General features: G+C 39.2%; 16 protein-coding genes and 1 pseudogene. 10 read left to right on the top strand and 7 right to left on the bottom strand.

The genetic code is table 11. The annotated features are described in order from the left end of the window. Window positions 1–116 precede the first annotated feature (116 nt). Together AC2SLN_RS09690 and AC2SLN_RS09685 are read right to left on the bottom strand one after the other, a co-directional pair. Window positions 117–1,943, bottom strand: coding sequence for an ATP-binding protein (locus AC2SLN_RS09690; protein WP_495057331.1), 1,827 nt, complete (start codon window positions 1,941–1,943; stop codon window positions 117–119). 54 nt (window positions 1,944–1,997) lie between these two features. Then, window positions 1,998–2,720, bottom strand: coding sequence for a response regulator transcription factor (locus AC2SLN_RS09685; RefSeq protein ID WP_486550471.1), 723 nt, complete (start codon window positions 2,718–2,720; stop codon window positions 1,998–2,000). An 881-nt stretch (window positions 2,721–3,601) separates the two neighbouring features. On the opposite strand from AC2SLN_RS09685, the gene pilG reads away from it, so the two are divergent. The 7 genes and pseudogenes from pilG (at window position 3,602) to AC2SLN_RS09650 (ending at window position 14,975) form a co-directional block, all read left to right on the top strand. Then, entirely contained in the window at window positions 3,602–3,979 is a 378-nt protein-coding gene (gene pilG, locus AC2SLN_RS09680; RefSeq protein ID WP_486530411.1) for a twitching motility response regulator PilG, read from the top strand. A 172-nt stretch (window positions 3,980–4,151) separates the two neighbouring features. After that, entirely contained in the window at window positions 4,152–4,685 is a 534-nt protein-coding gene (locus AC2SLN_RS09675; RefSeq protein WP_486530412.1) for a chemotaxis protein CheW, read from the top strand. A gap of 459 nt (window positions 4,686–5,144) precedes the next feature. Further along, window positions 5,145–6,182: pseudogene (locus AC2SLN_RS09670) on the top strand (methyl-accepting chemotaxis protein); the annotation flags it as partial. Between the two features lie 134 nt (window positions 6,183–6,316). Then, entirely contained in the window at window positions 6,317–12,697 is a 6,381-nt protein-coding gene (locus tag AC2SLN_RS09665; RefSeq protein ID WP_486550473.1) for an Hpt domain-containing protein, read from the top strand. 1 nt (window position 12,698) lies between these two features. Then, a complete protein-coding gene (locus AC2SLN_RS09660; protein ID WP_486550475.1) occupies window positions 12,699–13,646 on the top strand; it encodes a chemotaxis protein CheB in 948 nt (315 codons plus the stop codon). Window positions 13,647–13,836: 190 nt separating this feature from the next. After that, window positions 13,837–14,367: a hypothetical protein gene (locus tag AC2SLN_RS09655; RefSeq protein ID WP_486550477.1), complete on the top strand. Its 531-nt coding sequence runs from the start codon at window positions 13,837–13,839 to the stop codon at window positions 14,365–14,367. Between the two features lie 44 nt (window positions 14,368–14,411). Continuing rightward, window positions 14,412–14,975, top strand: coding sequence for a cytochrome b (locus AC2SLN_RS09650; protein WP_486550478.1), 564 nt, complete (start codon window positions 14,412–14,414; stop codon window positions 14,973–14,975). A gap of 126 nt (window positions 14,976–15,101) precedes the next feature. Here the strand turns inward: AC2SLN_RS09650 and minE are convergent, their stop codons facing one another. The 5 genes from minE to yihG form a co-directional block, all read right to left on the bottom strand. Beyond that, window positions 15,102–15,386, bottom strand: coding sequence for a cell division topological specificity factor MinE (gene minE, locus AC2SLN_RS09645; protein WP_486531928.1), 285 nt, complete (start codon window positions 15,384–15,386; stop codon window positions 15,102–15,104). A 1-nt stretch (window position 15,387) separates the two neighbouring features. Further along, window positions 15,388–16,200, bottom strand: a complete 813-nt coding sequence (minD, locus tag AC2SLN_RS09640; protein WP_486531927.1) for a septum site-determining protein MinD — start codon at window positions 16,198–16,200, stop codon at window positions 15,388–15,390. 390 nt (window positions 16,201–16,590) lie between these two features. Next, window positions 16,591–17,352: a septum site-determining protein MinC gene (gene minC, locus AC2SLN_RS09635; protein WP_486531926.1), complete on the bottom strand. Its 762-nt coding sequence runs from the start codon at window positions 17,350–17,352 to the stop codon at window positions 16,591–16,593. A gap of 227 nt (window positions 17,353–17,579) precedes the next feature. Then, on the bottom strand, window positions 17,580–18,686 hold the full coding sequence (locus tag AC2SLN_RS09630) for a hypothetical protein (protein WP_486550480.1): 1,107 nt from the start codon (window positions 18,684–18,686) through the stop codon (window positions 17,580–17,582). 197 nt (window positions 18,687–18,883) lie between these two features. Next, entirely contained in the window at window positions 18,884–19,843 is a 960-nt protein-coding gene (yihG, locus tag AC2SLN_RS09625) for a 1-acylglycerol-3-phosphate O-acyltransferase, YihG family (RefSeq protein ID WP_486550482.1), read from the bottom strand. 830 nt (window positions 19,844–20,673) lie between these two features. Between yihG and AC2SLN_RS09620 the strand changes: the two genes are divergently transcribed. From AC2SLN_RS09620 to AC2SLN_RS09610, 3 genes are all read left to right on the top strand, one after another. Next, window positions 20,674–21,327, top strand: a complete 654-nt coding sequence (locus AC2SLN_RS09620; protein WP_486550484.1) for a YiaD family glycine zipper/OmpA-like lipoprotein — start codon at window positions 20,674–20,676, stop codon at window positions 21,325–21,327. Between the two features lie 281 nt (window positions 21,328–21,608). Continuing rightward, window positions 21,609–23,039 (top strand): imelysin family protein, encoded by a 1,431-nt coding sequence (locus AC2SLN_RS09615; protein WP_486550486.1) that lies wholly within the window; start codon window positions 21,609–21,611, stop codon window positions 23,037–23,039. Window positions 23,040–23,337: 298 nt separating this feature from the next. After that, the gene (locus AC2SLN_RS09610; RefSeq protein WP_486550487.1) at window positions 23,338–24,909 is read left to right on the top strand and encodes a di-heme oxidoreductase family protein; all 1,572 of its coding nucleotides are present in this window, start codon (window positions 23,338–23,340) and stop codon (window positions 24,907–24,909) included. The last annotated feature ends 84 nt before the right edge of the window (window positions 24,910–24,993 follow it).

Below are 24,993 nucleotides of genomic sequence, written 5' to 3'. Positions count from 1 at the left end.
AAATAAGTTTTGAATAGCTTTGTTAAATAACCCAGAAGATTTTGATAGGAGGTAATGATAGGCCATAGCAAGATACCATTATGTATGGCCTGTTGAGTAATGTATTAGAGATCGCGCTAAGCTTTTGACTTGTTTTTAGTAGGTAGTATCACAAGAAAACGGGTTTGACCATTGTAGGTGTCAGTAAGAATATTTCCATGGTGCGCCTCTACAATTTGGGATACAAGCGACAATCCTAATCCAGAGCCTTTGTTATGCTGTTGCAGCCGTACAAATGGGCTGAAGATCTCGGCACGTTTGTTTAAAGGGATGCCTTTACCGTGATCAATGACGGCAATCACGGCAAAGTTTGGTGCGACCGCTTGCTCAAGCTTAGCAGGTTTAGGGCGACGCAAGCGCTTGGTAAATGAGCTGTCATTTTTCTTGCTTTCTTTTGCGAAATCGCCTTCTCCTATTTGAGGGGTCACTGCAGACTTTTTATCCTTATCGATCTTAGGGTCAGAATCTGCAATAACTTTTCCATTATTCTCAACATAAGAGGTGTCTTCGGATGTTAGAGACGAGCCACTCTCTTTAGTGGGTGTGTTGATTACGCTCTGGCTATCGCTTTGACTGTTTATTTTTGAAGTAGGAGCGTCATTAGCCCTTTGGTTATCGCTATCGCTTCCATCAGCGTTTCCGGCGGCAGGTTCAATTGCTAAGCTATTTGATGTGAGAGTAAGGGCATCCATTGCCTCAATCAAGTGCTTAGGCGGTATTAGTGCCTCTGATTCGCTGACTGCCCCGTATAAATGCACTTCTATGGGCGGCGTGCCGTGGATCATGGCATTATTCAATAAGTTTCGAATGAGGTGAATGAGTAGCTTTGGTTGACCTTCTAAAACAATAGACTGACCATAAAGCTTAGCTTCTGGATAATGCTGACATTCCTGATTGACTAATTCATATAAGTCAAAACGCTCGCTTTGCTGTGCAACATGACCAGCATCAAGACGACTGACAAGCAAGATGCTCTCTACTAAGTCGTTCAAGCCGGTTAAATCACGATTGACCGCTTGTGCACGTTTGTGAAATTTTTCTTGAGACTCTGTTGGTAATTGCTTTACTAACATCTCCATCATTTCAATCTGCAAGCGAATGCGTGTAATAGGGGTGCGTAATTCATGAGATGCATGTGCTAATAAAAGATTATTGGCATTAATTAATTGCTCTATTTTCTGCGCCGCTTGGTTAAACCCTTTAGCTAAGCTTGCAATTTCATCAGTACCATTAGCAGGTACTCGAACGCTAAAATCACCTTCACCTAACTGCGCCATTTGACCGCTCATCTTATTGATTCGCCATGTCATGGAGCGAGCTATCCACCAAAGTACGCCAGTCATAATAACTAATAATGCCAAGGTTCCAGTAAATAGGTTCAGCATAGCTGATATCTCTGAACGCTTTGGCGGGTCTCGGGGTTCGTAGAGCAGAATATAACCGCGGTCGCCCATAGACTGCACACTTACTTGCTCAGTTGGAGAAAAAGTAGGCAACATGCGAAGTACCCAAGCGGGATCTTTGGGCAACATTGTGGGTAAGTCACTATCATCAGTTTGAACAAGCAGTTTGCCGTGACGATCGTATAAACCCATTTTAGCTTGTAGAGATTCATCAAAAATATCTAGGCTTTTTTTGATAACGGCGAGCATAAAACGAGCTTGTAAGCGCTCGTTCATAGTGATGGCATTATCTAATTCATCAACAAAGGGGTCTATTTGTCTAACGATTTGTGTGGCTAGTACCTGCCAACGTGTATTCGCTGAGTTATCATGGACTAAGTGAGTTAAGGCAATCATAGACACAGCAAACAAAACCAGTGTCATCATGACACTGGCAAATAGTTTACTAAATACTGTTTTAAGACCAAACCGCTGCATAGTCATATTAGCATGCTGCCACATTAATGCTCACAGAAGCATCATTATAAGCGATGTTAACCTTCATATTAATAGGTATTACACTTGATCAGTAGCAAACTGATAGCCTACACCGCGTACCGTAATAATACGTTTGGGCTGGCGAGGGTTGTCTTCTATTAATGCACGTAATCTTGAAATGTGCACATCAATGGCTCGGTCGATGTTGTCTGAGCTATCGTCGTTTGGCATTGCTTGCCATAGTTGCTCACGGTTTAGTACTTTGCCTGAATGAGTCGCAAAGTAGTGCAGAAGCTGGAACTGGTGAGTCGTTAATCGAACAGGCTTATCATCAATAGTGACTTCATGACTATCTGGAAACACGCTTAAACGTCCAAAAGTCAGACTGTCGGATTCACCATCGGCTTGGTTTGGCTGTTCATGACGGCGTAGCACTGCACGGATACGTGCCAGTAACTCACGTGGCTCAAAAGGTTTAGCTAGGTAATCGTCAGCTCCCATCTCAAGCCCTAATACACGGTCAGTTGTATCCCCTTTAGCTGTCAACATAATAATGGGAACTTTATTGGTGTTGTTGTTTTTGCTGCCACGAATGTGCTGACATACCTGCATACCATCCATATCAGGCAACATCAAATCTAGAATAATGAGGTCGATGCCACGCTCTTTAGTATCTAAAATTTCAAGTCCTTCAGTACCTGTCAGGGCATGATGAACCTCATAGTAGTTCATCGATAAATAGTCGCTGATAAGTTCAGCTAAGTCAGGATCATCTTCAATTAATAATATTTGCTTGCTCATAAGAAACCTTAAATTTTCATTTTTCGAGGTATAAAATGCTGATTAGTTCTATCACTGTATTTATCGTTAATTCTAACGGATGCCGAGACAATATTATCAAATGATAAATTGTGGGCAAAGTAGTCAACACAGCATTAATCCTTTATCGATTTATTTAGAATAACTATATGACAGCCGAATTTGACTGACTGTATGGTTTATAATGCCTAATTAGTAGCCATACTAACAAGACACTGTTTGTTACTATTTTTGGCTAATGTTACGCTAAACCCTATTGATTAGATTTTGTAACCTATATTTTATAGCAAAGATAGAAGATAGGTAGGGTAGTAAAAAGATCCCTTTCTATTGATGTTACTAGGTTTAGGATGTTGGATTGGTATAAGACATCTCTATTTTGTGCCGTTGCTTTTGACAGTGTTCATTGTGACATTAATTATAACCTTTAGTATAAACGTGTCAGTGAAATTTTACAGTATTAAATGTGATATATATTGAGTGAGACTAAATCTAATAAAGACATGTAATGAGAACATTAAATAGTTGGGCTAAAGTCAATTAAGTATTCAAATAACTCATACAAGTAACTAATTTAACTTCTAATTAACTAAGCAAATCATAAGGGTCTTGAAGAGGCGATTCAAAACCTTGATGACAATAGGTCTAGTCAGTTTGAAAAGCTGATTTTTGAAATTAACATAACTTTATGACTAGGCCTTTAAATGCTGTGTAGCAGTCTAAATACCGTTGGTACCTTATAAGTCCTTTGTTCAAGGCATTGCGCCTTATTTTTTCTAGATAAATAGTATAAGATATGTTAAAAACATTCCATAAATACTAACACTTAAGCATCAAAGCATTTAAATGATAGGGAAACCCGAATGGACATTAATTTTGACGGTCTTAAAGTCATGATCATTGATGACTCTAAAACAATTCGACGTACGGCAGAGACATTACTACAAAAAGTAGGATGCAAGGTGGTTACTGCGGTTGATGGCTTTGATGCTTTAGCAAAAATAGCTGATCACAATCCAGATATTATTTTTGTAGATATTATGATGCCACGTTTAGATGGCTATCAAACCTGCGCACTTATTAAAAATAATCCAAAATATTCTGATAAGCCAGTGATTATGCTGTCTTCTAAAGATGGGTTATTCGACAAAGCGCGTGGCCGAATTGTCGGTTCTGACGAATATCTAACCAAGCCCTTCAGTAAGGATGAGTTATTTGAAGCCATACAGCAGTATCAATAAATGAAAAATACAGTTTAGTGAATGAGAAATGCAGTACTGTTTAAGTAACAATATCCCTAAAGCCACTTAACTATGTTTTGGTTTTGGTCGAACGGTATGTTTTGGTCAAATTATATAAGTCATTAAATACGAAGTTGTCATAACAGTTGTATTTTTATTGTGGAGTAACGCCTTGGCTTCAAGAGGGTTTATTGAATTATTACGTCTTGCAGATCTCGCTGAGTCGCGTAAGAGTGGTCATCACAATTTAAACCATGCACAGTGGCTAGGTGTGGGCTTTGAGGTTGCCGGGCAGTGTTTCGTTGCCCCAATTGGTGAGGTAGCTGAAGTGCTTGCGATGCCAATAGCAATAACCCAAATCCCACTATCTCAATCTTGGTTAGTTGGGATTGCAAATGTTCGAGGTCGTTTATTGCCTTTATCCGATTTAACTCAATTTTTGAACCTTGAGCCTTCAGCTATTAGACTAAGACATCGCAAAGTTTTAGTTATAGATCAGCCTGAGATTTTTTCAGGCATTCTGATCGATAAAGTGTTAGGCATTAAACAGTTTGATCGTAGTGATTATGTGGCTGAATCTTTACCTTCGGACTCGCCTTTTTTACCGTATAACCATGGTAAGTTTTTAAAAGAGGGTGAAGAGTGGGCCGTTTTTTTGCCCAGTTTGTTAACCAAAGATGCTCGATACTTAGAGGCAGCGATTTAGTTAGCCATTATTAGATTGAAAAATAAGGCTGAGAACAAATACATCAGCTTGATAGCCTATATAAAGGCATTAAGTTATTTCTTTTGAGGATACCCTCCCATGAATAATGCAGCTAAAACACCTGCAATAAATACTGACCATGCCCAAGAAAGAAGAACACTTTTTGAAGTTGATGGCGAGCATAAAAAATGGTTTTATACCTTAGGGGCATTGTCCATATTGGCATTTACTATCTTAATAGCTCTCATTTTTTCGTTAAATAGCGTAGTTGCCAATGTTAATCTATTTTCCCATTCAGAAGTTGTTATCCCCGCGGTATTGTTTTTATTAAGTTTTATTGGTGCTCTTTTTGCCTTATACCAGCTATATAGAGTAAGAGGCGAAACTCAGCGATTATTGATTGAGAAAGAGACACTACGACAACGCCAAAATATGGAGATTGAATCTGAGCGGGCGCGTAAAATCCAAGAAGAGAATGAGCAAAATGAAGCGGCCATTGTCAGGCTTTTAAGTGAACTAGAAGACTTAGCAGAAGGTGATTTGACGATTAGTGCAACGGTGTCTGAGGACTTCACTGGAGCAATTGCAGAATCCGTAAACTTTGCCATTGATCAACTGCGGCAACTCGTCTTGGCTATCAATAAAACGGCCATAAGAGTTGCTCAGTCTTCTGAACAAACTCAACTTACTGCCGTTGAGCTTGCTGAAGCATCTGAGCATCAGGCCCAAGAAATAGCTGGCGTGTCTGCTGCTATTAATGAGATGGCGGTATCGATTGAACAGGTTTCCTCTAATGCGACGGAATCAGCCATTGTTGCTCAGCGTTCTGTTGCCATTGCTCATAATGGTGCAGAGGTAGTTCAGCGTTCCATTGAAGGTATGGACAATATTCGTGAGCAGATTCAAGAAACATCTAAGCGAATTAAGCGGTTAGGAGAGTCATCACAGGAAGTTGGGGACATCGTTGGCTTGATTACTGACATTGCAGATCAAACCAATATCTTAGCGCTAAATGCGGCCATTCAGGCATCAATGGCTGGAGAGGCTGGACGTGGTTTTGCTGTAGTTGCTGATGAGGTACAGCGGTTAGCGGAACGCTCAGCTAATGCTACCAAACAGATTGAGTCACTGGTTAAAACCATTCAGGCTGATACGAATGCCGCCGTTATCTCTATGGAGTCAACGACAACAGAAGTGGTTAGAGGGGCTCGCTTAGCTAAAGATGCAGGTGAAGCGTTACAAGAGGTGCAAACTGTTTCAAATGTTTTAGCAGAGTTAATTCAAAACATCTCCAATGCTGCACAGCTACAGGCCTCATCTGCCGGTCATATCTCTAAGACGATGAATGTCATTCAAGATATTACCTCACAAACGTCTTCAGGAACACTAGCGACTGCTCGTTCGGTGGGTCAGCTTAACGAAATGGCATCTTCTTTGCAAGAGTCTGTATCAGGCTTTAAATTGGATCATACTGATGAGGTACTATTGAGAGAATAATGTCTTTTTTTATAACTTGGTATTCGGATTTACATAGCATTAGCATAATTTGCATGTTCATGTTTGGAAATGCCTTAGATAACAAGCGGTGCAGCTTGATTACCTATTAAGTAGTATATGACTAGGAAAATATAATGACTAATCAGCTTAATTTATTGGTTACAACAGAGTGGTTGTTCCCAGTATTAAAAGAGCAGCTAATGACACTCCATAATAAGCTGAAGCTTTCCTTGGACGTCCATGAGCTAGCTTTAGTAGCTGATGAATATCACAGGCTTTATGATACCTTTAAAGTAGCTCGGCTGGCTACGTTTGCTAATTTAGCACTGATGATTGAATCGACATTCAAGGCTATCGGAAAAGAGCAACTATCGTCGCAATATATTTATAAATCATTGTACGCCAGCAATCTGTTACTGAATGAGCTAACCTTTTTTGTGCAAACGGGGTCTTATCATAAAACATTAATTGTAGAGCATCAAAAAAAATTGCAAGACTTATTAGTTGCTAATCATGTATGGCTTGTGAGCCAAGATCATCGATTGGTAATAGAGAATGAGGCGGCTGTACCAAACCAGCAGCCATTATCCTCAACGTTTATGGATGACGTGCCATACCAAACAGTTAATTCATGCTATCTATATAAATATATTGAATTGCCAGAAGATATTGAAAACGTCAAGTTATCTTCTAAAAAGTGTAGCATGCTGCTAACCGCATGGCGTTATTCGCTGAATAGTTTGTTTAGTAGGGGTAGTCAAAATGATGACAGATTTGAGGTATGTCTTACTTATTTGCAAAAAGTAGTTCACTACTTAATAAATGATGCGTATGCCCGGAATGCTACAGATCGTGCCAAGTTGTGGTATGTTGTTAAGCAATGGTTAGCGAGCTTACCGGTAAATAATGTTCCAGTATCTGCTTACACACAGGTATTGGCAAACTTGGATAATTTGATTTGTGCTCAATGTGGTGTAAGTGGGAAGACCAGTATTGTAACAGATGACTATTTGGCAAGTCCTAATTTGGTAAGTCATTCGGTAAGTCATAAAGATGCTGAAACTTGCCTAATTGATATTTATATCCATCTTTCAAGTTTAAGTTCAGTGACCAAACAGGCTGAGCATGTATTAGCCAGCATTAATAATGGGACTGAACATGACCATGCATTATTACCACGAGTTATGCTACTGATCAATCTCGCTATAGAGCAGCTGGAGTCGCGGCAAGACGTTGAGGTAGTGTTGAAAGATGTGCAATCACAACTAATGAGTCGAGGATGGAGACAGCTATCGCAGCAGGTAGAGGAGATTATAGATCAATGTTGTCATCCTGCTAACGATGCCTCTAATTCAATTGCAACAGAGGCGCTACACAGTCTGTATAGCACAATCGAAAACATGTATAAGATGATTGATTTGAAGGTTGATCAGCAAATAGCCAGTTACTCGCCCCCTTTATATAAAAAGAAAGATAAAAACATAAACTATCTAGATAACATATCTATAACTAACATATCTATAACTAATAGTAGTGTCATTAAAGGTACCCGTCTTAACACTGATTTAACAGAGCCCGCCTCTTTACCAGCCAATCAAAATAAAGCGTCTATTACTGATGTTGTTAGTACGCCGTCACTTTATGAAGCACGTATTGCACTTGATAATATAAAAAATGCCTATCGCGACTATTTATACCATCATGACGCTCAATTATTAAACAACACAGAATCACTCGCTAAGTTACGTCAGTTATTTAGCGTGATGCTCAGTGATGACCTGATAGCAATAGTTGTTCGTTTAAAGCGTTTATTTGAGAACATATTCACTTATGACCTTAATCGTATTACATGGGTTCTTGCCGAAAACATAACTGACTCATTGGCTCTGCTTGAATTGTTTATGGACTTTCTGGCTCTGCACACCTTTGATAGCCAACTATTAAAGCTAATTAGTGATCGCATGATTGTAGCAGAATCTCTTGTTATTCAGCTAATTGATGACCCAGATATTGAAAAAGGCGATTGGGCGACTTTAAAGGTTCAGCGATTACAAGAAAACAAAAATGTTATTCATTATGATGATAATGGAGAGATTACCTTAAATGATGCAACTACTCATGTTGTGTCTACTACACCTCAAGAATCAGAATCGCTAAATGCCCTAAAAGACTCCCTTAAAGAAGACACATTTGATATGGATGAGGTTATCCGTGATGTTTTTGTAGAGGAAGCTAAGGAGGTTCTTGAAGCACTAGATAAGTATTTACCAGAATGGCAAGCTGATCCAGAAGATACAGAAGCTCTGAGCCAAATCCGACGTGGATTTCATACTCTTGAAAATTCAGGACGTATGGTAGGCGCTCATAGCGCCGGCGACATTGCATGTGTTGTTGAAAGTATGCTCAACCGTATATTAGATAAGACAATATCGGTTACCGAAGAGATGATAGGTTTTATTGGGGAAAGTCGTACACATGTCCAAATTCTAGTCAACGACTTTGCAAATCAGCGACCTGCCTCAATAGATACGGCTTTGGTTATATTCAAAGCGAAAAATCTACTAAAAGGTCGCCCTATCAATGAGGGTGTAGGCGAACTCAACCCTAATAATGCTGAGTTTATGGCAACTCAAAGTAATGACTCTTTGATTTTTATGAAGGACAAATCTATTGAAAATGAGGGTAGAGACCGCGTACAACAATCTAAGGGTACTAGTGCTCATGATGTTCAATTAAATCAAGCTTATGAGTCAAATAATGAGCGAAATGAGCCGAATCTGCCAGACGTGTTGCTACCCTATTTGGCCAATGCCATTATTGCAAAAGATACAAGCGACGCCGACCAAGATATTAAAGATATTTTTGTTGAAGAGGCCGGTGAAGTATTGGACGAGATTATACCCCAATTCAATGAATGGAAGGGGGCTCACGATAGGAGATACCTTATAGAGGTAAGGCGTGGGTTTCACACTTTAAAAGGCTCAGGGCGGATGGTGGGTGCTAACTACTCTGCAGAAGTCGCTTGGGCGATAGAAAATATGCTTAATCGTATTTTAGATAACACCATCGAACCGACGTCTGATATGCAGTTATTGGTCGAAGACGTATTAGAAAGTTATCCTGCTATGATATCGGCTTTTGAACACGGTACAGATAACTATCCTGAAAAAATGCCATTGTGGATAGCTTGCGCTAATGCATTCAGTAAAAATTTGCAAAGCCAATTCGACTATCAAACCGTTATGGCCAATTATGAGGTTGATTCCACAGTTGATGAGCCAGTAAAGGCATTGGTCAATAATGAGTTAACTGAAAAAAAAAGTGACGAGAAAGGCGAACATATATGTTTGATAGATAGGGCGGATTATGACAGCTCCAATTTAAAGAATAGTGTTGATTTAGACTGTCAACAGGATCAGGAAAAACAGGTCTCATCTACCGAGTTAAGCGCAACCCCTAGGCAATTAGAAGATATTGAGTTTGAGCAAATCGGAACTGAACCCGAACTATTAGCATTTTTTTTAGAAGAAGCACAAGAGATTGATGACGAAATCAGTGCTATATTCAGCGCGTGGTCACAAACACCAACAGACGTAGAATTGCTTGAAGTCTTGCAACGTCATCTGCATACGATTAAAGGCGGTGCGCGTATGGCGGGTATTCGTAGTATTGCTGATTTAGCGCACGAAGCTGAAACCCTTTATGAAAATTTCTTAAAAGGGCATATTCAGCCTTCTCGTCAGTGGGTAGAGGTAATGCAAGGTGTTCAAGATATACTCACCTCGCAAGTGCAACAGGTGCTATTAACTGGGAACTCTTATTATGCAAACCACACTGTTGACCAGTTGCGAAGCTTGGCAAAATCTAAAGAGATTGACGAGAATTTTGCTCTATGCCCTCCAAAGATTACACAGACTAAAGATGCTAAAACAGTAGCGCTTCCGATTCAAAACAGTGCTCTTTTAAATGAGCAGTCTGCGAACATAAGTAGTAAGGACTTAACATCAGAAGAGCATTCTGAAAGCTTAAGTAAGCTAGCCCGTTTAGATAATAAAGGTTACTTAAACGATCAAACCACCGTTCAACTTGATTTTAATCGTCTTAAATTAGAGTCTTGGCATGGCAATGAGCCAGACTCTGATATTTTGTCGATTTTTTTGGAAGAAGCACAGGAGCTTATTGATAGCAGTACCCAACATATGCAGTCATTTTACAAAGACCCAAATAACAAAGCAGCATTAAAAGAGTTGCAACGCGAATTCCACACCATGAAAGGTGGCGCCCGTATGGTATCAGCAAACGGTGTTGCAGATCTTACGCACCACATGGAAACCGTATTAGAGAGTTTATTAACACAAAATAATCTGGCTACTACATACATAACTCGGCTACTGCTAGCTTGTCAAGATTGGTTAACTCAAGCCATATTATTACTCAGAAAAGGTGTCAATCCACCTACACCATCTGAGTTGATAGAAGGTTTAAAGTGCTTCTATAAGGATCCTGACATCATATTAAACGTGCCAAAATCATCACTACATTATTATATTGAGGCAACAAACAACTATGAGACATGGCGTTCGTCTCGTTCGACTCAGCACGATATAAGTACAATCCCATCCTCATCAGGTAATTTTGGTAAGCCAGATAATAAGCCCAAATATAACAACGAGATGACTCGAGTATCTTCAGGTTTAATGGAACACATGATAAATTTATCTGGTGAGTCTGCCATTAACCGTGCCCGAATTGATATGAATATAGCAAGTTTAAATAACACGGTTGATGAGATGGCAATAACGGTACGCCGTCTCGCAGATCAACTTAGAAGAATGGATATTGAGCTTGAAGCACAGATATTGTCACAAATTAATGATAAAGACTTGCTTGATAATGAAGCGTTTGATCCTCTAGAAATGGATCAGTATTCGTCATTTAACCAATTATCCAAATCGCTATCTGAATCAGCTTCTGACTTGTTAGATTTAAAAAACACGATGCGTGATAAAACGCGTAACGCTGAAGATTTATTATTACAGTTGTCACGTACACACACTGATTTGCAAGATGCGCTGATGAGCTCAAGAATGGTGCCGTTTTCTCGCTTAATACCTCGATTGCAACGTATTGTCCGTCAAACCGCTAAGGAGCTTGGAAAAGAAGTAGAGTTGGAAGTTATTAATGCAGATGATGAGATGGATAGAATCATTCTAGAGCGCATTACATCGCCTCTTGAACATATGTTAAGAAATGCAGTAGATCACGGAATAGAGCTACCAGAGATAAGAGAAACTCTTGGTAAATTAAGAAAAGGTCGTATTATTTTGGAAGTCACACGTGATGGTAGTGAGGTGGTCATAAAACTTAGTGATGATGGCAGCGGTATAGATATCGAAGCCGTACGAGCCAAAGCTATTAGTCAAGGACTTATTGATGAGAAAGATGACACATTAACCGAACTTGATGTGATGCAATATGTCTTTAATGCTGGCTTAACAACTACGAATAAACTTACCCAAATATCAGGACGTGGCGTTGGAATGGATGTGGTTAGGAGTGAAATACGTCAGCTTGGCGGCACAGTATCTGTTAACTCAAAACGCAATAGGGGGTCCGTTTTCTCTATGCGTGTTCCCCTAACCGTCGCTATTTCCGATGCTTTAAGGGTACGAGTTGCCGATCAGTATTATGCCATTCCATTAATGCAGATTGAGCGTGTTGAGCGTGTCAATGCCGAAGCTTTAATAGAGTTTTATCAATCAGAGCATCATACTTTTAAAATATCTGGGAGATATTATCGCTTAAGGTACTTGGATGAAATGCTTTCAGGTGTTTCGTTGAATGTGGCCACAGTAAATACCAATATTAGCTTACCTATTATCATTATTAACAACCAAACTGGTCAAAATCTTGCGATTCAAGTAGATGAGGTTATTGGTTCTCGTATAGAAGTAGTTGTTAAGCCATTGGGTCGCCAGCTAACGCATATTAGTGCTTTATCAGCTGCAACTATCATGGGTGATGGTTCAGTCATGCTCATCTTAGATGCTTTAGCACTGATGCGTAACGCACCGATACGTCAAGCAAGTACAGCGCACAATATAAAAGAAAACACTAAAGGTAGGCCACAAATACTCATTGTTGATGATTCAGTTACCGTACGTAAAGTTACCTCACGCCTGCTTGAGCGTCAGGGTTTTGATACTCATGTTGCTCGTGATGGTTTAGATGCAATAGAGATGCTACAAAGTAAAAGCATAAAGCCAGACCTTATGTTACTTGATATTGAGATGCCAAGAATGGATGGCTTTGAAGTAGCGACTCATATACGTCAAGACAGTCAGTTAAAGAATCTTCCTATTATTATGATTACCTCACGCACAGGTGATAAACATAAACAAAAAGCAATAGAGATTGGCGTAAATGGCTATATGGGCAAACCCTTTGAAGATACAAAGCTAATTAATGTTATTAATGGCATTATCGATGTTGTAGGAGAGTGTAGTGATCAGTAATATGAAAGAATTATCTGATATACAGGTCATGGTAATCTCAGAGGTACAACAGCAAAGGCTTGCTTTTTGTGATACGGTTTCAAGTCTTGGCTTCACGCTTATAGACTGCATTTTACCGAGTGAAGTTAGTGAAAAACATCTTAATGCTAAAGCCGATGTATGGCTAGTAGATAGCCAATATGATGAACATTTACATCAACAGCTTGCCGATAATGGCGCATTGGATAAAACCATATTGGTTGGCTTTGATAAAGCACCGTATTTAAATGAAGCACAACTTTATGGTAAATGGCAACGAAAGCTTAGACGTAAGCTAGCAACTATGTTAGGTATTCCTGAACTGCGTAGTCATAGGGTGTATTATGAAAAGCCTAACCCTTGGCGTTATGTCGTTTATCTAGGTGCTTCATTGGGTGGCACAGCTGCTGTTAGAGACTTCTTGGATCATTTATCCCCTGATCTCCCGATAACGATCATTTTGGCCCATCACTTTAACCATAATATGATTCATACGTTGCCGCGAATCTTGAATAGGCATAATAATTGGCGTTGTCAAGTGGTGAGTACTTCTCAAACTATGCAAGCAGGGCAGTGTCTGATTGTCCCTATTCTCCAGAAAGTAGTTTGCGACTCAACGGGGCGGGTTATTTTCACTCAAGACACATGGGAAGGGAGATTTAAGCCAGATATTGGCGGGATACTCAAAAATATTAGTGATGTTTTTGGGGAAGAGCTGATAGGTATTATATTTTCTGGAATGAGTGATGATTGCACGCAATATTTACCACATGTTCACGCTAATAACAGCCAAGTATGGGCTCAAGATCCTGCCAGTAGTGTCTGTAATAGTCAACCTCAAGCTGTAATAGACTCTGGTTATACACAATTTGTTGGAACACCAGAACAATTAGCCAGTCGTGTCACTGAGTACGTAGTCAATTCACATTAAAATAAGGAACCATCTTTCCGAAAAATATTTTAACTTTGTCATAACTGCTAAATTTATAGAGTGTATACTCGCTTTTTATGTAAAATAGTGGGTTGGCGGTAGATTTATTTTAACCAAGTTATTAAGAATGCCAGTCTAAAGAGCTTGTTTTGACAGTGCATTTTTTGGAATTAGAGGTATTGAGCCAATAATGAAGCAAATCGATAAGCATAGATTTGAAACCCTCAGCATGTTAACTGTTGATAAAGGTCAGCTTGATGTCACTTTTATTCCTGTTAAGAATCGACCGGACTGGGTTTTGCCTTCAGTACTCATTATTCATGTTGATAAATTCACTGAAATTCAGGATATCATTGTATGGCAAGATCAGAACATTGCCGCTTATTCACTTCTCTCAGCCGATCAGCGACCCAATAAGGTGGTAATACTTGAAGGAGAGACTGTTAACCATAGAATTGCCCTACTCATTCATGGTGAACTTAACCAACAGCAGGTCAAGATCTCAGATGCTAAAGATATTGATTATTATGAAGATTTAAGTATTAACCCAACTTCGTCCTCTTTAGATTTAGAGAAGCCAGAAAATACTTATAACTTTGATATTTCAAATAATATTTCTTTTATTTTCCAAATGATTGAGATTGATGGTAGGGTTTATAGTGTGCCTGATTTAGACGTTCTAAGCGACTATCTTAGTAGCTATAAGTGGGCTAAACCCTAATATAATCGACAACGTAAGCTAGTTATCATATCTATAGGTATATTATGTCAAATTTTTCCTCTAAGCATAATGGTCATAGTGGTTTTTCTAAACCCCACTCAGTAGAGAAGTGGTCTAGTTTGGCTAGGCTCTTTCATTGGGGAAGTGTGATCTTACTTGTGTTAACTTGGGTAATGCACGTGCTAGATAGTAATACGGAAGGTTCAACTTATTTGTTATTACACAAAGCGTTTGGTGTCAGCTTATTATTTTGGATGATTGCCAGAGTCATTAATCGAATGTTCTCCAAAACACCTTCTCCAGTGCCAATGCCTATTTGGCAGAAAGCGATAGCACATTTAACGCACTTTGTACTTTATATCTTGTTGTTTGCGATGCCCATCGCTGGTATCTTGATGTCATGGTATGGTGGGCACGGCATCGATATGTTTGGTTTATTCGAAATACCTCCTATGGTAGAAACGGACCGGTCTCAAGCGCGCTTTTTTAATAATTTGCATACGGATGTCTTTTGGCCAGCTCTATTGATATTTACAGCGATTCACATAGTAGGCGCGCTATTTCATCAGTTTATTCAAAAAGATAACATGATAGCTAGAATGAAGTAATTAAATAGACAGGTTTTGATTAAACGCGCTGATGCAACACTAGAATAATTAATAAAAAAGCCCTAAATATTTAGGGCTTTTTTATTAATTAAATCTGCTTACGGTAGCTGGGGTTAACGGTAAAAGTTAAGGCTTTTCAGGAAGATTAATATTCATCTCGAGTACATCTAGATTATCTTCATGGCGATGATTTATATTAACATCATCAATTTGTACGCCATTTACATATTTATTAACCACATCTAATATCTCTCGTTTCATCTTCTCGATACGATCTGTCGTTAAGCGAGAGTTAAGTCTATTTTCGCTTGCGACAATAACTTTTAGTCTTTCAGTCGCAGTATTTGCACTGCCCGTACTTTTATTTTCGGTACCGAACCAATTACTCCAAAATCCTTTTTTTCTTGACATCTTAACCTCCAAACCAGCGTTGTAAGAAGCTTTTCTTCTTAACATCAATATGACGTAACTCTCTTTCTTCGCCCAAAAAGCGAGCCACAATGTCATCATAACATTGGCCAGCAATTGAGTCGGACGAGTGAATGACGGGCTCGCCTTGGTTTGACGCTTCAAGTACAGTATTACTCTCAGGTACCACGCCAAGTAGTGGAACTTTTAAGATATCATTGGAGATTGTGTCAATATCCATCATCTCATTAGCAGCAGCGCGCTCAGGATTATAGCGGTTAATGACTAAATGTTCACGGACTGTTCCTGTTCCTTCGATGACTTTTTTAGTGCGGCTTTGTAATACACCTATAATACGGTCTGAATCTCGAACCGATGAAATCTCAGGATTTGTTACGATAATAGCTTCATCAGCATGGTACATTGCCAACTGTGCCCCACGCTCAATACCGGCTGGTGAATCGCAAATAATATAGTCAAACTGTTTAGACAGTTCGTCCATAATTTCAGCAACACCTTCATCGGTCAATGCATCTTTATCTCGAGTTTGGCTCGCTGGTAATATAAACAAATTATCCAACTGCTTGTCTTTTACCAAGGCTTGAGACAGGCGTGCATTTCCAGAAATAACATCTACAAAGTCATAAACAATGCGGTTTTCGCAACCCATTAGCAAGTCTAAATTACGTAGACCAACATCAAAGTCAATAACAACAGTTTTGTAACCCCGCAATGCTAACCCTGCGGCAAATGAAGCACTGGTCGTCGTCTTACCGACGCCACCTTTACCAGAGGTAATTACAACGATCTTTGCCACAATGGCATACTCCTATAAATCTATATAATGGACAGAAACTTTGCCCATAGCTATTTACCAATGTTTAAGTTTTTATAAAATCTAAAAGTTAACTCAACAATTTAATCGAGTGCATAAACTATAAAAATAGCTCTTGCGAGTCTGACAAAGTTAAGTCTTTTAGAAACGTTATACTTACGTTAGCCCGAGTGGACTGCTTATTTCAGAATTGTAAAAACAGAAGCACAAGTATACTAGGTAAGTCAAATTTTAATATGGCTAGATTACCATAGTTGTTACTAAAGTAACAGTTTAGCTTTTGATAATACTTCTTACATAATACTTCTTACATAGTCATTAAAGCCAAAAATAGTCTTTAAAATTAGTTTGTCGATCCTACCTATCCATTATTTAAGTGTTGCTCATAATTTCAAAAACTAAGCCCACTTCTTCTTTAAAGCTAACCTGAACAGGTTTGTCCAGCATCTCTGTAGGGATACTATCATGCAAGCAATAGGTACCTGCCACAGATACGAGTGACGGGTTGAAACGTTGGCAGAAAATACGTGCGTCTTTGTCTCCTGTTGCACCTGCAACCAAGCGCCCTTGAGCGCGCCCATAGACATGTAGGCTATTGTCAGTAATAACTTCGGCACCGTCATTAACACTATTGGTTAAAATAAGATCCCCGCCCACATGATTTATACTTTGCCCTGAGCGTACCATTTGATCGTAAATCATACTGGTTACTCTATCAGACCCTATAATAGGCTCAGCATTAGCTTGTTCCTGAACTAACGTATCATCGTTTTGCAATTGGTCGACAGGCTTCGTTTGTATGGCCTGTTTTGCTGGGATAATACGTTCAATTCTTTTACCATCGCTGGGGAAGATAGCCAGTTTTTGTGCTTTAGCGGCTTCGTCCAGTACGCCAGTGACGACACCAATTGGCTGCAATCCCCAAGACCAAAATAAGTCTACTAAAGCAGGTAAGTCTTGCTCTATATCACTATCAATGACTACTGGGATTTTGCTAGTTTTGTTGCCTAGCGTTAATTCAAGTTGTGTCGAGATTTTTTCAAGGTCAGCTGTGGTCAATTTTATGCGGGTAAAGGTAAGCATTTTGCCATATAAAGTTAACGCAGGGGTGTTGGCATCGGTAGAGGCAGTCATAGCAAATCCTTGAGGAATAACGATAAAGTTTTTATATCATCTGTTAAGTGTATAGTTGTTCAGAGTCTTATTGTTATGCTTTTTTCTTAGTTATAAAACATGCGTGGTAACAAGTTGCTACGGTATTATATTATTATCTTATGAGATTATTTTAATGATATATAGCTCAAATAACGGGTTATAAATTATTTACAGCTGTTAGTGATTATAATTGATTAATAGCACTATTATAAATGCAAAAATTGTTGGTGTTTCCATTGTTGTATTTTTACCTGCTCCTCAAACGCGTTCAAACTATCATCAACAATGTTAGTCATTAATAATTCAAGTTCGGAGTTATGAAGGTCAATTTCTGATATCGCTTCAGCAATGGCGTCAATAAGTGAGTCTAATGTTTCAGTTTGAGTAAGGCGATAGGTTAAAGAGCTTACTAGGTTTTCTCCAACATGCTCGCCAATGGCATGTAGTTCATTTTCAATCAGTTTACCAGCAATGGGTATCATTCTTAAATAACGGCGCAGCTCAGGTGTATTGGCTAGAGCATCATGAACAGAAGCACCGACATGGCTCGATAGCTCTTGAGCCACAGGACCATGAGCTACTTGCTTAAGCTTAGGGACCAATTCTTGCTTAAGCATTGAGGATATCATAGCCTGAATGGCAGGGCGATTTTTATTCAGCGTTTTTTCCATCAAACGTTGGCGAGTGTCACCGCCTGCCAGTTGATGGCGGAGGTTACCTGTCGCAGTCAAAATAACCCGATCTGAAAGCTCTTCAAGTATAAGTCCATAGTAAAATTTGCCAGTAGTAATCCACTTTTCTGGCAATACTTGATAGCCCATTTGATACAGCTTTCGACCAATAAAGAGGGCTCGAAGCAAACGTAAGGCACGCAATTGAGGAAAACAGCCTAATACTTCATACCAGTGCACAAAAGGAAAAAAGAACCAGCGCATGTACTCTTTTTTTAGTATAGAGAGTAACCAGCGAATGGCTAATTCAGTTATTAAGAAAATGGTAAAAAAACTGCCTAAAATACGTAGTGGGATGTGAATCTCTTGGGTGTAGTAAGTTAAATGATGCGTCACACCTAACCAGTTAGCCATTTGGTTTGCAAAATTACTCATTAGCACTAAATCAATACCAATAATTGCCAAATCAATCACGATAATGATGAGCATGGTAATATCATAAGTCAGTTCTAACTTGCTGGTTGATTTAGGTACCTGAGGGGAGTCTGTAGGCAGGCTTTTGCTAGCAACACCTTGCAAACGTATAAACTCTTTTTCGGTAATTCGGCTGTTGTTAGTCGTTGATTTTTTTGATGAACGCATCGCAGTAGGCTTCTCTAGATATTTTGAGGTACACCATGTTAGCGAAAGCGTATGACATTCTCAAGATGCGACGGTTATTATATGCTGTTAATTTATTTTTACTAGAATACCACGCAATGATCAATAATTCGGCTTTCTAAAGTTGGGGCGATATATTTACGTTAATAGTCTGTGTTGGTGCCCTGAGGGTTTTTATCTTAGCCAATTCCTTTACTGTTATTCTCAAATTCCGCAAGCATTAGAGAAATTTGTTCGTCTTTTTGGCGCCAAATCTCATCTAACCAATCATACATAGTCTGCTTAATGGCCTCATCATTATTATAATCGCCATCTTCAATCGCATTAAATAGTTCTTGTGGAATATCAATGCGTTTCATATGTACGCCAAGGCGCTTTATATCGCCTTTCCACAAATCAGCATAAGAAGGGCTGCCGTCAGGATAAACAATGGTCAAGTCTAGAATACCATCAATCTGAGGACCTAGCGCTTGAATAGCCAGTGAGATACCGCCTGCTTTTGGTTTAAGAAGATTCTTGTAGGGCGATTTTTGAGCATCACGTTTAGCGGGAGTAAAACGAGTACCTTCTAAATAATTAAGTAAAGCAAAGGGTTTATTTTTGAGGAGCTCGCAGGCACGTTTGGCTTCTAAAATATCGCGGTTTTTTAATTCAGGGTTTTTAGCAATTTCTTCTTTAGTATGGCGCTTCATCATAGGAAAATCTAAAAAATAGAAGGCCTGTCCAATAAATGGGATATAAATCAAATTATATTTAGTAAAGAACCGAGTAAGGGGTAAACGGTCTTGACTGATGTATTGGACGATACTGGTATCCACCCAAGATAGATGGTTACTAATAAGTAGATACTGTTTATCTTTTTCAAGTCCTTCAGGCAAGTCAATACGCCAATCCCGCTCAGGTAGTACATTGTCAATCAAGTTGTTGTTAGTGGCGATCCAGTGTTTAGCGATTTTGATAACTGAGCTATCCGCAACACTTGAACCGGTGGCTACTTTTGTTATGCCTAATAGCCATAGAGGGAAACCGACAGTCAGTGTATTTGCCCCAATCAAGGCAGCTGCAGTCGTAAAAGAACTCATTTTACCCAGCAATGGAGATTTTTCGTGTAAGCGTTGATATATTTTTTTTATTTTCATAAGATGTACCAATTTATTAAAAAATGCCAAGTTATTAAAAAATGCCAAGGAAGTAAGAACAAAGAAGTAAGAATAAGGTAAGCTAAAACGCTTTTAACAGTTTACGATTGTAAACCAGTCTACAGTTTCCTGACAACGGGTTACAGATATTACGACAAGCTTATGCCACTATTTTAACTAAGCTAGTATCAGAAATCTGATATATTTAACTTGTTATTCATGAGCCTTTAAATCAATGCAGTCCTGTTAATGCTGTGCTGTTAAAGTAGGTATCAATCTCAATCTACCTATGTCTTATATCTGATCGTTTAGGATTTACTTAGGACTAAAACACCCATAAGACACAGATATTTCTAATCTGTATTATGCAAGCAACCTATACTCTAAACTTAACTCTCTATTAATCAGTAAGCTATAATGCAATAATAGATAACGTCTAATAAGATAGTAGGTTTTTATTAAAGATGATGACAGGAAAATTTCCAAATAAGAAGGGTTATATTTCATTCTATTTTAGGTTTTTTTAAACTTCTGATTGATCTATGATATATGTGGTCTTAAAACCTTATTATTGTGACTAAATCCATTACTCTCTAAATATACGCTATACAGCAAAACCACAAATTATTACACAGGTGAAGGTTTAAAACCGCATAATAATCTTGAAACATTTGCTAACTTTATTAAGCAAAACTTTCTATTATAATTATTGTCGTACATTCATTGCAGACAACGTTTTATAAATTAAATATTGTTTAATGAGTTAGATTAAGATGAGCAGTGAATAGTCGATAGATAAAAAACTTATTGATTAACCTTGAGGAAATATTATGAAAAATGCATTAATGATTGCTACTCTTGCTTCTGGTCTTACGCTTGCTGGTTGTGCCACTGATCCTGCAACAGGACAACAAACTTTACATAAAGGTGCTCTAGGCGCATTGGCTGGCGCTGCCGCTGGTGCAGGTATCTCTAAAGCTACTGGCGGCGATCATACTGGTCGCGATGCTGCGATTGGCGCTGCACTGGGCGGTGCAGTAGGCGTTTATATGGAAAATCAGCAGAAAAAACTTCAGCAGCAAATGGAAGGTACTGGCGTGACTGTTGAGCGTGATTCTGCTGGTAACATTGACTTGGTTATGCCAGGTAATATTACTTTCGCTCATGATAGTACTTACATTAACCCATCATTTAATAATACCCTTAACAAGCTTGCTGCAACTATGGTTGAATATGATAAAACAACTTTAGATGTTATGGGCCATACCGATAGTACTGGTGATGCAGCATATAACCAAGATTTATCTCAGCGCCGGGCTCAGTCAGTTGCAAACTATCTAGTACGCCAAGGGGTATCAGGTAATCGTATTCGTATATATGGTTATGGCGAGACTCGTCCAGTAGCTGCTAATAGCACTGAATCAGGAAGACAACAAAACCGCCGTGTTGAAATTCAAATTAATGCTCCTAAGAGCGTGAACTAATTAGATAACTAAACCGTTAGTTGGTTTTATTGTCAGGGTATATGTTTAAGAGTCAGCAATAATATGCTGGCTCTTTTTGATTTTATATGAAGGATTAATCTTAGACTCTTTAAATAACGTTGAAATCAATAGTTATTATTAAAAGATACAGGTATGAATAAGAATGAATGCTATTGATAATAGTTATCAATAGCATTATAATCTGTAATAAGCAGTAACACGTTTATAATATAAATTCACAAAATTGAGAATCTATTATGTCCTCAGATAAAGCATGCACTATGTTCAAAACTAAACTTTCAAAAGCTCTAACCGCTATCGTTATTGGTTCATTGGTCATAACAGGATGCGCTAAGTCAGAAGAAGACACGACAAAAGAAGAGATGACTTCGGCCGAAACTCAAGCAGCAAACACTCAAGTAGCTGACGGCGAGCTTACAGGCAAACCTGCTGAAAAATTAGTCACTAGCTACGCTAATATGGCACAAGCCGCTTATGAGGATTCATTGAGCGAAGCCAAACGATTACAAGAAGCTGTCAATAAGTTTGTCAAAGAGCCAACTGAAGAAAATTTAGCTATGTCTAAAAAAGTTTATAAAGAAGCTCGCAGCCCATACTCGCAAACTGAGGTATTCCGTTTTGATGAAGGTTTTGTAAGCGCTAATGATAAGCGTGAGATTCAAAGTGTAGATGGTTGGGAAGGTCAAGTGAATGCATGGCCACTTGATGAAGCTCTGATTGACTATGTCTCAGAAGGTTATGCTGGAGAATACAATAGTGTAGACAATATCATAAATTCTGACAGTATTACTGTCGGTAGTATTAAGCAGGATACAAAAGACATTACTCCTGAGCTGCTTGCTGAGATGAATGAAATCGGTGGTAGTGAGGCTAATGTGACAACCGGCTACCACGCTATTGAATTTTTACTTTGGGGTCAAGACGTTAACGGGGTTGGCGAAGGTTCAGGACAGCGCCCAGTTACGGACTATATGAGGGATGATAGCTGTACCAGTGGAGCAGGCAACTCAAGTGATGCTGCTATTTGTACAAAACGTGGAGAATACTTAAAGGCTGCTGCACAATTGCTGGTTGACGATTTAACCGACATGGTTGCTGAATGGCAGCCAAATTCAGAAAACACCCTACGCAGCGATTTAATGTCACGCAAAGATGATAACGCAGTGCGCCAAATATTTTATCAAATGGGTAGTTTGGCTTTAGGCGAGCTTGCTTCTGAGCGTATGCAGGTAGCGTTTGTTACAGGTTCTACTGAAGATGAACATGAATGTTTTAGTGACTTAACTCACTTAAGCTATTCAAACAATGCACGTGGAATTGCAAATATTTTTGAGGGTCAATACGAAAGCGTATCAAATCGTGAGGTAGGGGGTTATGGTATTAAAGACTACCTCAAGGATAGCGGTCAAGAAAGCGCTGCTGAAGATTTAGAAGCCAAATTCGATGCTGTTGAAGAGGACTTCGAAACAATCGTTGAACAGGGCGAGAAGAATGGCATCAAAGTTGACCAAATGATTGCGACTGTGGGTCAGGCCAGTAAAGTAGGTGTGTCAGCTGAAGAGCAGAACAAACGCCGAGGCTGGGTTGAATCTGCAATTAATGACTTACAGGCATTAACTGATTCAATTGAAATGTCTGCGAAGAGCATCGGTATCGAAAATCTTGACGCCGATACAGGATCTCAATTTTAATTATTCGCAATATTTGGAAGTAATGACTGCTTAATATCGAAAGAAATTGAAATGAGAATAATTTTTATTAAGGTATCTATGTAGTACAATAAACACGCTATCAACTGTAAGTTGGTAGCGTGTTTTGCTTATGAAACTTAATTTAATATAGCAAGGGTTGTCTTGCTAAGGTCTGAGTATGCTATTGGGTCAAATTTCAAATGAGATTCGCCAAATTATCAGGTTAAAGAGTGCAAACTCCTATAATAAACCTTACGTCGCTCTAAAGGGTTTAGCGGCTTTTACTGTAGTAGTAATCATGTCATCATTGTTGGCATGTCAGCCAAATCCAGAGCAAAAGAAAGCGGATAAAGGTAATGAGATCGACAAATCTAAACCGATAGAGACAAAGGATCACAATAAAGAGGTTGATGTCAGAAATCAAACAATAGAGGCGTTGGCTGGAGTGTCTTTAGCTCAGTTAATCCAGTTTGATCCTCAAGAGGTAAAACAAGGTGGTGATACAGGTATAACCATTACCTCATCTGAGAGTTACTCAAAGCCCTCATCTAATATTACCGCATCGCGCAAAGGCAACTTTTTTGTTGGGAATGCTTTTTTTAAACAGCCGTGGGTTATTGCCCCAGCGAGTACCGATAGCAGAGACGGTCTAGGCCCTTTGTTTAATGTTGCTGCTTGTCAATCATGTCATATTAAAGATGGACGTGGGCATGCGCCCGTCAATAGTGACGACAATGCAGACAGCTTATTAATTCGTCTTGCTATGCCCGCGGTGACGGCGGAGCAACTTGAACAACTGCAAAACTCAGAAATAGAGAAAGTACCTCACTCTGTTTATGGGGGACAGTTACAAGATAGAGGTGTGCAGGGTGTTCCTGCCGAGGCTAAAATCGCTGTAAAATGGCAGGATGTGCCGGTTACCTTTGCTGATGGTTATGTTATTACTTTGCGTCGACCTGACTTCCAACTCGTAAATGCGGGTTATGGTAAGTTTGATGATGAGCTTATGGTATCACCTAGGGTTGCCCTACCGATGATTGGGCTTGGCTTACTTGAATATATCCCAGAAGAAGCTATTAAGCGTCAAGCCGATGTAGATGATAAAGATAGCAACGGCATTAGCGGTAAGTTTAATTGGGTTATAGATCCTGAAACAGGTAATAAAGCATTGGGTAAGTTTGGCTGGAAAGCAGGACAAACACGACTCATTACCCAAAATCAGAGTGCTTTTAACGAGGATATGGGGCTTACGTCCAATATTCGTCCTGTTGAATCGTGTACCAAAGCTGAAAAGCAGTGTAATCAAGCAGCGAGCGGAGCTGATGAGCAAGGTAATGGAAAACCAGCTGTTGAAGTGAATGATGAGGTTGCAAAATTTGTAGAGTTCTATACTCGCAACTTAGCCGTACCACATCGCCGCAATGCGGATGACCCAATTGTATTGGCAGGTAAGCAGCGCTTTTATTCAATCGGATGTCAAAACTGCCACACACCCCGCTATCAATTACCAAAAGGTAAAGATGATCACATTGAACAACAGGGTCAAATTATCTATCCTTATACAGACTTACTTTTACATGACATGGGCGAAGATTTAGCAGATCGTACTATTGCGGGTAAGCTACCGCCAAATAATGCTCAAGTTGAGTTCTTAGCCACTTCTTATGAGTGGCGTACACCAGCTTTATGGGGCGTTGGCTTAGCCCAAGCCGTTGATCCGCAAGCTACATTTTTACATGATGGTCGGGCTCGTACATTAATGGAAGCAGTACTTTGGCATGGCGGCGAAGCTCAACAACAAAAAGAGCAGGTATTACAGCTGGATAAGAAAGGACGTAATGAGTTAGAAGCTTTTTTAAATTCTTTATAACTTAACTTTATTGTTTGACTTAATTCGTTTCTTTTAAAAGCCCCATTATCAAGTAAGTTATTAAAAACTAAATAAGTAGAGTGT

The organism is Psychrobacter sp. CX90 (assembly GCF_057396305.2).
The sequence above is the reverse complement of the archived record's forward strand: the minus strand, read 5'-3'. Positions and strand labels throughout refer to the sequence as shown.